A 10,288-nucleotide genomic window follows, 5' to 3' on the forward strand; every position below is an offset into this window, starting at 1 on the left:
CACCCCGCGTCCCTGGGTCAGCAGGATGTTCGCCGGCTTGATGTCGCGGTGCAGGATGCCGGACCGATGTGCGGTCTCCACCGCGCTGGCGATCTGGATGCCGATGCGCAGTACCTCAGCCACCGCAATCCGTTCGTGGCGGGCGCGCGCTTGTACAGAACGGGCGATCTTGCGTGCCGTCGCAGTGATGGTGCGCTCGATTACCTCGGCCGTATCGATGCACAAGTGAAGCTGCGCGGACAACGTATCGAGCCGGGCGAAATCGAAGCGCTGCTGCGTGCGTATCCCGGCGTGCATGACGCCGTGGTTATCGTGCGCGAAGAACAATTGATCGCGTACGTGGCGCGCGCTGCCGAGGGCGCGCTCGATCAAGCCGCGCTTCTGGATTCGTTGCGCGCCCAGCTACCGCCTTACATGGTGCCCGCCCGCGTGATCGAACTCGACGCGCTGCCGGTTACGCCGAACGGAAAATGCGACCGCAACGCGCTGCCAGCACCCACGCGCGAGGACCGTTCCGTAGAGTCGCCGCGGACGCCGACAGAACATGATCTGGCCGCGATCTGGCAACGCGTTTTGCGCATCGAATCAATCGGACGCGACGATGATTTCTTCGCGCTCGGCGGCCATTCGCTGCTCGCCACGCAGGCTAATGCACAGGCCAACCTTCACTGGTCGTTGATGCTTCCGCTACGCACACTCTTCGATCAACGCACGCTTACACGCTGCGCCGCGGAGATCGATCGCGCACTTGCCGCACATGGAAACGCGAATGGACAAGACGCGGTAAGCGTAATCGATGCATTACTCGGCGAGCTCGAAGCGCAATGAAGACCGGGAATCAAGGATCGACGATGACGGCAAGACCGGATCTGCTCTCTCTTGCGGTGCGCTTCGCGCAGTTGCCTGACGCACAACGCAAGGTGTTCCTGGAACGACTCCCGGCAACGGGTATCGACTTTCGCATGCTGCCCATACCGCCGCGCGCCGAGCGTTCCGCGAGGGTTCCGGCATCGTTCGCGCAGACCAGGCTCTGGTTGCATGCACGCATGATCGACGAGCCTGCGGCGTATCACATCACCGAGCGGCTGCGTCTCGATGGCGCCCTCGACGAACACGCGCTGCGGCGTTCGTGCGATGCGTTGATTGCGCGTCATGAGGCGTTGCGTACGACTTTCGCGGAAGGCGCGGACGGTGTATCACAGAGCGTGCGTGCACCCGAGCGCTGCTGCTGGCAGGCATTTGATGTGAGCAGCGTTCCGCTCGCCGAACGCGAGGTGCGGGCACAGGAACTCGCCCTCGCCGATGAGTCCGGGCCTTTCGATCTGGCCCACGGCCCGCTGATGCGCGCGTGCCTGATCCGTCTCGATGCGACCACGCACTGGCTTGCATTGACGACGCATCACATCGTGTCGGACGGTTGGTCGGGGGACGTGGCGCTGGCGGAGCTGGCATCGTTCTACCGGTCGTATGTAAATGGCGAAGCGGTTTCGCTCGAACCGCTGCCGATCCAGTATGCCGATTACGCGCTGTGGCAGCGACGCTGGCTCGATGCCGGCGGACGTGATCGTCAACTTGAATTCTGGCGCGCGCAACTCGATCCGGCCCGCGACGTGCTGATGCTGCCCGGCGCCGCACCGCGCCCGGCACAACGCAGCGCAGCCGCCGCGCGTCATGTTCTCAAGCTCGACGCAACGCTCGTGCAGCGTGTCGCGGGTCTTGCGCGTGCGCGGCGCGCAACGCCTTTCGCCGTCCTGCTGGCGACGCTCAATGCACTCCTCGCGCGCGCGTCCGGCGAACCGCATATCTACATCGGCGTGCCCGCCGCGAATCGGGAACGTGCCGAGACAGCGGGACTGATCGGCTTCTTCGTGAACACGCTGACGGTTGCAACGCGCATCGATGCCACGCAAAGTTTCGGGACACTCATCGATGCAACGGCGCAAAGTCTTGTCGATGCACAGGCGCATCAGGACGTGCCCTTCGAGCAAGTGGTCGAGGCAACGGGCGTTGCGCGCAGTGCGAGCCACCACCCGCTGTTCCAGGTCATGGCCGCGTTCGGGGCGCGCCGTCCGCTTCCGTCGTTCGCCGATGTTCGCGTAACCGAGTTGCCCTCCGGCACGCCGTTCGCAAAATTCGACCTGACGCTCAACTTCGAGCTCCGCGACGACGGTGCCATCGACGCCTCTTTCCTGTACGCGCTCGATCTGTTCGAAGCCGATGCCATCGATCGTCTCGCGCAGCGTTTCATGGAGTTGCTGTCGAATGCGCTCGACACGCCGGATGTTGCGGTTGGCGACCTGCAATGGCTGCCGCTTGCCGAACGCATCCAGCTCGATGCCTGGAACCACAATCCGCCCGAAGACGACGGGTTCAAGCCGGTGCATGAACGCATAGCCGACCACGCGTGCGCGAGACCCGAGGCGCGCGGCGTGGCAGACATGCAGCGTTCGCTCACGCGCGGCGAAGTGAACACGCGCGCAACGCAGCTTGCGCAGCGCCTCGTTGCTGCAGGCGTAAGCGCCGAAATGCGTGTAGGTGTGGCGCTCAGCCGCTCGGTGGACCTGCCTGTCGGTTTGATCGCCGCCCTGAAATCGGGCGGTGCGTTCGTGCCGCTCGACCCGAGTCATCCGCGCGAACGCCTCGCGCAAATTCTCGACGATGCGCAGATCGTCCACATCATCACCGAGCGTGCAAGTCTGTCCGAGCTGCCTGTCTCGGAGCGTGTCCGCGTCTGGCTGGTCGATGACGAAAGCCTCTTCCACGATGACAGCACTGCGCTGCCATCCGTTGCACCGACGCAAGCGGCCTACGTGATCTATACATCCGGATCGACGGGCAAGCCCAAGGGCGTGATCGTCGATCACGGCTCGTTCGCGTTGCATTGCACGGCGATTGCGAAGCGTTACGGAGCGGGCGAAGACGACGTTTTCCTGCTGTTCCAGTCCGTCAACTTCGACGGCTCGCATGAAGGTTGGTTCTCGCAGTACATGTCGGGCGCGGCGGTCGCGGTCACCGCGGACACCCTGTGGCCGCCAGCGCTAACCTGCAAGATGATGATGCGCGAAGGCGTGACCATGACGTATGTGCCGCCGGGTTGCGCGACGCAACTCGCCGAGTGGGCGCTCGCGCATGGGGCGCCGCCTACGTTGCGTTCGCTGACCGTAGGTGGCGAAGCCACATCGCGCGAGGCATTCGCACTGATGCGCCGCGCGTTTCCGAACGCACGCATCGTGAACGGTTATGGCCCGACCGAAACCGTCATCACGCCGATGCTCTGGATGTTCAATCCCGGCGATGATCCCGCGAAACTCGCCGACAGCGCATACCTTCCGATCGGCACGCTCGTTGGCGCCCGCACCGCCCATGTCCTGGATGCACGCCTGAACCCGCTGCCGGTTGGGGTGATCGGCGAGTTGTACCTGGGGGGAGAGGGCGTTGGAGTTGCACGCGGATATCTCGACCGGCCCGCGATGACGGCGGAGCGGTTCCTGCCGGATCCGTTCGGTGTCCCGGGCGCTCGGTTGTATAGAACAGGGGACCTGGTGAAGCGCCGTGCCGATGGCGTGTTCGACTTCATCGGCCGCGTGGATCATCAGGTGAAGCTTCGTGGCTTGCGTATAGAGCTTGGCGAGATCGAAGCGCAACTTGCCGCGCATTACGATGTGCGCGAGGCAGTAGCGGTAGTGAACGGCAAGGGCGCTCAGGCTGCGCTGGTGGCATACGTCGAACTGACTGACGAGGCGCGCAAACGGTCCACACGCGCCGATGCCGCCGAGCTCGACGCGCATCTGCGTCACACGTTGCCGGACTATATGGTGCCGGCGTTCATTGTCGTGCTCGATGCGTTGCCGCGTAATGCCAACAGCAAGGTCGATCGCGCCGCGTTGCCCGAACCACAGCGTGTGCAGCGCGCCTATGAAGCGCCTTCGGATGCTTTGGAAGTCGCGCTGGCGAGGATATGGCGCGAAGTGCTTGGCGCGGAAACGGTAAAACGCGTTGGTCGCGCAGATCATTTCTTCGAACTCGGTGGTCATTCGCTCGCGGCCGTGCGGGTTGCGACTTGCGTCGCCGAGCAGCTTGGACGGGACGTGCCGGTGCGCACGCTTTTCGAGGCGCCGGTTTTGTCGCAATACGCCCAACGTGTAGCGCTTTCCAGACTTGTGGACGCGATGCTCGACGGATCGGTTGGACAACAACCGACCCCCGATGCCGACGGCATCTTGCCACTGTCAGCCGCGCAGCTCGGATTGTGGTTCCTGTGGCGTTCGCAGCCGGACAGCGCCGCTTACAACATCCCCATCGCGTTGCGCCTGCGCGGCACGCTTTCCGCCAATGCACTGCGTGAAGCGTTTGCGCAAGCTGCCGCGCGGCATCCTGCGCTACGCACGCGTCTTGTGGAACGAACGGGCGGGCATCCGGGTCAGCGTATCGAAGGGTCCTGTCCGGTTGAACTCCGTGTGATCGATCTCTCGAACGAACCGTCACGCGTTGCGCGTGCGAACGAGCTCACGGACGAGGACGCATTGACGCCGTTTGACCTGCTTGAATCCTCGCCGCTTTGGCGTGTCCGGCTTCTGCGACTTGCCGAAGATGATCATGTCCTGTCGCTCGTGATTCATCACATTGTCTCGGACGGACAATCGATCGACCTCTGGCTCGAGGAAGTCCGCTCAACGTACGTCGGGGTGATATCGGGTTCGCCTGTTGCGCGCGCCTTGCCGATGCCGCCAATTCTTCCCCTGTCTGCGCCGCAATCACGCATTGCGTTCTGGCGCGATGCGCTCGGAACGCTGGACATCGGCTCATCAAGCATCCTGCCGGCGCCCCCATCAGGCCGCGCGATGCAACCGCGCTGGACAGCGAGCCGTATCGCGTTCGAATTCGATGAAACGCTCATACGCCGAGCCCTCGCGATGTCCGTGGAAGCACACGCGACGCTGCCCATGCTGCTGCACGCCGTGCTCAATGTGGCGTTATACCGGCTGACGGGCGTGTCCGATCAACCCATCGGCGTGCTTTCTTCAACCCGCGAGCATTCCGGCGATGCCGCGCGTCACGCGCTTGGCCTCTTCATCAACGCGGTGGTCGTTCGCACGCAACTCGCGGAACGCGATACGCCGGCGACCATCCTCGATGCAGTGCGCGACGCAGCGCTTGCGGCTTACGCGCATGCAGATACGCCTTTCGCCGACGTCGTCGCGGCGTTGCGCGCACCGCGCGAAGGTCTGACGAATCCGCTCTTCCAGGTGATGTTCAACTACTTGCGCCCGGCTGCAACGATCGCGCGGAGCTGGGCGGGCCTTTCGCTCGAGGGGTTCAACGACGTCCGGCACCATGTGGTCTTCGAGCTGGAGCTGGATATTGTCGAACATCGCGATGGACGCGTGACGGGTGCGTTCTCATACGCAAATGAACTGGTCGATGCGACATTCGCCAAGGCGCTGGCGCAAGAGTATCTCGACGTGGTGACGAAGTTCGTCGACGCTCCGAGCGTTGCCCTGGACGCGGCGAACCCGCGATTCAAAGCGACATCGAGCGTACCCGAACCATTCACGCTGGATGCCGAGGCCGCTTCGACAGCACACACGCTCGAACATCTCTGGCGCGACGTTTTCAACGGGCCGCCGCTGTCCCACGACGACAACCTCTTCGAAGCCGGCGCGACCTCGTTCGATGTCGTGCGGTTTATCGATGCAACCCGTGCAGCCGGTTTTGCACTGGCCATTCGCGATGTCTTCGAAGCGCCCAGCATTGCAGGCCTTGCTTCGAAGGTGGCGTCGAACGTGGAATTGCGCGAACCGTGACCGATCAACTCAACCGCCGCGCGCCTTTTCAACGCGCCACCGCAAACCGATAAGGGACCTGAGACATGCAGAGAGACACCGTATTCGATCTGATCGGCGTCGGCTTCGGACCGTCGAATCTTTCACTGGCCGTGCGTCTTGCCGAAGAGGCCGCCACGTCACGGCTTGCGCATTGTTTTATTGAACGGCAGCCCGAGTTCGGCTGGCATCGAGGCATGCTGCTCGACGACTGCCGCATGCAGATTTCCTTCCTCAAGGATCTCGTCACGCAACGCGATCCAAAAAGCCGCTTCACATTCATCAACTATCTGTTCGAACGCGGCCGTCTCAACGACTTCGTGAACCTCAAGAGCTTCTATCCGACTCGCGTGGAGTTTCACGACTATCTGCGCTGGGTCGCCGATGCCTTCGAAGAGCGGCTGCATTACGGCGAAACCGTTACATCGATCGAACCGGTTCATAGCCCGGGAAGCAGCAAGGAAATCGGCGCTCTGCGCGTTTGGTCGTGCGATCGGGAAGGCCGCGAATGGCAGCGCGTCACGCGGGCGTTGTCCGTGGGTATCGGCGGAGCGGCGCAGGTTCCCGAGGCGTTCGCGGCGCTCGGCAGCCACAACGTGATCCATTCATCGACTTATCTGACATCGATCGACCGCGTGGTCGGCAAGGCCACCGATGCGCCCCGCAAACGCGTCGCGGTGATCGGCGGCGGACAGAGCGCCGCCGAAGTATTCGTGGATATGTCGCGGCGTTTTCCGCATGTCGATGCGAGCCTGGTGATCCGCTCGGGCGCGCTCAAGCCCGCCGACGATACGCCGTTCGTCAACGAGATCTTCAGCCCTGCCTACACGGACGTGGTTTACGGGCAGTCGAAAGATGGCCGCCGTTCGCTGATCGAGCGGTTTCGCGATACCAATTATGCGGTCGTCGACCGGCCGTTGATCGAACAGATCTACGAGATGCTTTACCTGCAAAACGTCTCCGACGATCTCCGTCACCGCCTGCTTGCGAACACCGGGATCGAAGCGGCTGTACGCGCGACGGACGGCCAGATCGAACTGACGTTACGCGACAACCTGACAGGACTTGCGCGCGCCGAACGCTTCGATGCGCTCGTACTCGCGACGGGCTACAGGCGCGACACGCATATCGCATTACTCGATGGTCTTGCACCGCATCTCGGCGATGCACTCGTGAAAGGCGACGTCGAACGCGACTACCGGCTCGCCACGCCGGAGCATTTTAAACCACGTATTTATTTGCAAGGCTGCTGTGAAGACAGCCACGGATTGTCCGACACGCTGTTGTCAGTTCTGGCGCTGCGCTCGGATGAGATTGTCGCGTCGCTCGCCGAGCACGCGGCACGGGACCGGCCGGCCAGCCGGATTCCAGCCCAACAAAAAAACGGGATGAGCGACGGCCGCATGGCTATCGCTCTTTGATAAAACCGCGGCCACGAGAAAAGGCCGCATTGTGATTTGGAGCGACGGAAATGGAGTGGGCAACAGGGACGCGTCGGAGTGCGATCGCGGCAGCGACGGGCATCGCATTCTACGCAGCGGCGGCCGGATATGCGCACGCCCAGGCAGCAGCCCAGGGTACGCAGACCCAGGGCGCACAGCCGGATAGCAAGACACAACAAGGCGCAACGCCGGGCGACACCTTGCCTGCGATAACGGTCAATGCGGGATCGGAAGGAGACGGCACGGTCGGGCTCGTGGCAAAACGCAGCGCGACGGGCACGAAGACCGATACGCCGATCAACGAGATCCCGCAGACCATCAACGTGATCACGGCCGCGCAGATGGAGCAGACCGGCGCGACCAGCATAAATGAAGCCTTGCGTTATACGCCTGGGTTTTCATCGTATGGAGCGGATGTTCGATCGGACTGGTACTCGGCGTTGCGGGGCTTCACGCCAAGCGTGTTCCAGGATGGGCTGCAGGTTCCCAACACGCTCAACCTGGCGAGCTGGCGCGTCGATCCCTACATGATCGACAGCATCACGATCCTGCGCGGGCCGACATCGGTGCTGTACGGGCAGGGCGATCCGGGTGCGATCGTGGACATTCAGAGCAAGCTCGCGAACGGCGAACGCGTGCGTCAGGTCGAGATGCAACTCGGCGACTACGCACGCAAGCAGATTGCGTTCGACATTGGCGACAAGATCGACAAGGACGGAACCTTGTCGTATCGGTTCGTTGGTGTAGGACGTGACGGCAACTCGCTGACGGGTCCGCATGCGGAACAACGCGTATCGTTCGCGCCTTCAATCAAATGGCAGCCGACCGCAAGTACATCGCTCACGATTGCGGCGAGCTATTTGCAGGATTGGGGCGACGCATCGAACAACTTCCTGCCCGCCGAAGGCACCGTCCTGCCCAATCCCAACGGCAAGATCTCACCGGACCTGTACACGGGCGATCCAACGTATTCGTACTACCGCAAGAAAGAATGGTCGGTGGGTTATCAGTTCGAGCACAAGTTCGATCCCATCTGGACGTTTCGCCAGAACGTGCGCTGGATGCACCTGTCGCTCGATCAGGGCGCGGTATGGGGCGCCGGACTCGATGCCAGCGACCCGACGCAGCAGACCATGTCGCGTTACGCCGGCTTGTTCCAGCCGAACTACAGCCGCTTCGATGTCGACAATCAGGCGCAAGCGCGTTTTGGCACCGGTCCGGTCGAGCATACGCTTCTGCTCGGTTTTGAATACAACCGCCAGAACACCACAGACAGCGAATGGCTTGCGCAAGGGCCAAGCCTGAACATGTACAACCCGGTTTATACGCCGGTATCGACCGCGATCTTCGCCGGTCCCGATTCGTACGGGCAAACCAATACGCGTTCATCGATGGACAGCTTCGGCGTCTATGCGCAGGACCAGATCAAGTGGCAGCGCTGGGTGCTGACGCTCGGCGGCCGTCAGGACTGGAGCAACACGAAGCAGGACGACCTGGTCGCGGGTACGCAGTTCAAGCAGGACGATCATGCGTTCTCGGGACGCGCGGGGCTGGTGTTCCTCGGCGACTACGGACTGTCGCCTTACGTCAATTACGCGACATCGTTCAATCCTACGGTTGGCGTGAAGTTGGCCGGCGGCGGCCTGGCTGAACCCACGAAAGGCCGGCAGATCGAAGCAGGTCTGCGCTGGCAGCCGCCGAGCAAAAACCTGATGCTCAACGCAGCGGTCTACCAGATCAACCAGACCAACGTCCTCACGCCTGATCCAACCGATCCGACCAATACGTTTTCGATTCAGACGGGCGAAGTGCGTTCGCGCGGTATCGAGTTGAGCGCAGTCGGCAAGGTGACGCGCAATGTATCGGTGATCGCGGCATACGTGTATCAGGATGTGAAGAACATCAAGGCCAACGACGACTCGCTCAACAAGTGGCCGGTGTCGATTCCGTTGCCGCGCCAGATGGCTTCGCTCTGGGGCGACTGGACTTGGCATACGGGTCCGCTCGCGGGTCTCGGTCTTGGCGCGGGTATCAGGTATCAAAGCGGACTGGCGGGCGCCTACGACAACTCGCTCTACGTGCCGAGCTACACCGTGTACGACGCCGCGATCCACTACGACACGCGTAACTGGCGCTTCGCGGTCAATGCGCAGAACATCTTCAACCGCACGTTCGTCAGCGGTTGCCAGTCGACATCGACGTGCTTCTACGGCAACCCACGCACCGTGGTGGCGACTGCAAGATACGACTGGTAAGCAAGGTTTGATCTTCACCTGTTGAGCAGGAGCGCGCGGTGCATCCGGACCGCGCGTTTGCACCAAATCTCCCGATCTTCAATCCAACGTCATGTCGAAGAAAAAACTCGTTTATATCCTGTCGCTGAGGAACGCTGCCGCAGACCGTGCGGGGCAGCAGATCGAATACAAGGGCGGTCTTCGATACATGAAGTCGCCGCTCGAATTCCTGGCTGACCGCCTGAACACTACCCCGCTCGGCGATCACTACTCGCTGGAGGGCGTGATCTACGACGACGATGAAGGCTCGCCCGCGGATCGCGAAAAGCTCAGGCACTACGGCTTTTCGTGCCAGCCGGGCAAGCAGTGGATTCATCCAGCCGATTTACGTGTGCATGGGAAAGAGGTCAACAACCTGCTGCACGCAATTCCATCCACTTACAGGCGACTCGCGCGGAACGCGCCTGAACGCGTGCCGCAAAAAAGCGCGTTCGAGCATCGCTTGCTTGAAAAGCTGCTCGAACTCGAAGCGGATTGTGTCGTGCTCGACGGACTGCTCGTGATCCTCGATGAACTCGTGCGTCCCGGTGCGGTGTTTAACCGGCGGATTGCGAACATTCATCCGGGCGTGACGCGCCTCGATTCGCCTTATGAACGTCGTGGTGCTTACGCGACGCTCGACGCGCTGCATGGCGCCCGCGGCGAAAAGGTGATCGACTGGACCACAATGCAGACCCAACCCGTCGCACCTGTGAACATGACGGGGGCGTCGTTTCATTACGTCGATAAC

At 62.2% G+C, this 10,288-nt stretch carries 4 protein-coding genes and 2 pseudogenes; 5 read left to right on the forward strand and 1 reads right to left on the reverse strand.

Annotated elements, in window-relative coordinates:
- Positions 1–123, reverse strand: a pseudogene (locus ACFFAR_RS14380) (hypothetical protein); the annotation flags it as partial.
- A 3-nt stretch (positions 124–126) separates the two neighbouring features.
- Here ACFFAR_RS14380 and ACFFAR_RS14385 point away from each other — a divergent pair.
- The 5 genes and pseudogenes from ACFFAR_RS14385 to ACFFAR_RS14405 all read left to right on the forward strand — a co-directional run.
- Positions 127–828 (forward strand): annotated as a pseudogene (locus ACFFAR_RS14385) (phosphopantetheine-binding protein); the annotation flags it as partial.
- Complete coding sequence (locus ACFFAR_RS14390) at positions 825–5,804, forward strand: amino acid adenylation domain-containing protein (RefSeq protein WP_375508040.1); 4,980 nt, start codon at positions 825–827, stop codon at positions 5,802–5,804. The pseudogene ACFFAR_RS14385 and the gene ACFFAR_RS14390, both read left to right, overlap by 4 nt.
- Positions 5,805–5,869: 65 nt before the next feature.
- Positions 5,870–7,243, forward strand: a complete 1,374-nt coding sequence (locus ACFFAR_RS14395) for a SidA/IucD/PvdA family monooxygenase (protein ID WP_174364254.1) — start codon at positions 5,870–5,872, stop codon at positions 7,241–7,243.
- A 50-nt stretch (positions 7,244–7,293) separates the two neighbouring features.
- Complete coding sequence (locus tag ACFFAR_RS14400) at positions 7,294–9,519, forward strand: TonB-dependent siderophore receptor (RefSeq protein WP_174364253.1); 2,226 nt, start codon at positions 7,294–7,296, stop codon at positions 9,517–9,519.
- A 91-nt stretch (positions 9,520–9,610) separates the two neighbouring features.
- A partial coding sequence (locus tag ACFFAR_RS14405) for a N(5)-hydroxyornithine transformylase PvdF (RefSeq protein ID WP_174364252.1) occupies positions 9,611–10,288 on the forward strand: 678 nt, incomplete at its 3' end.

The organism is uncultured Caballeronia sp., from assembly GCF_964243625.1.
Lineage (GTDB): Bacteria > Pseudomonadota > Gammaproteobacteria > Burkholderiales > Burkholderiaceae > Caballeronia.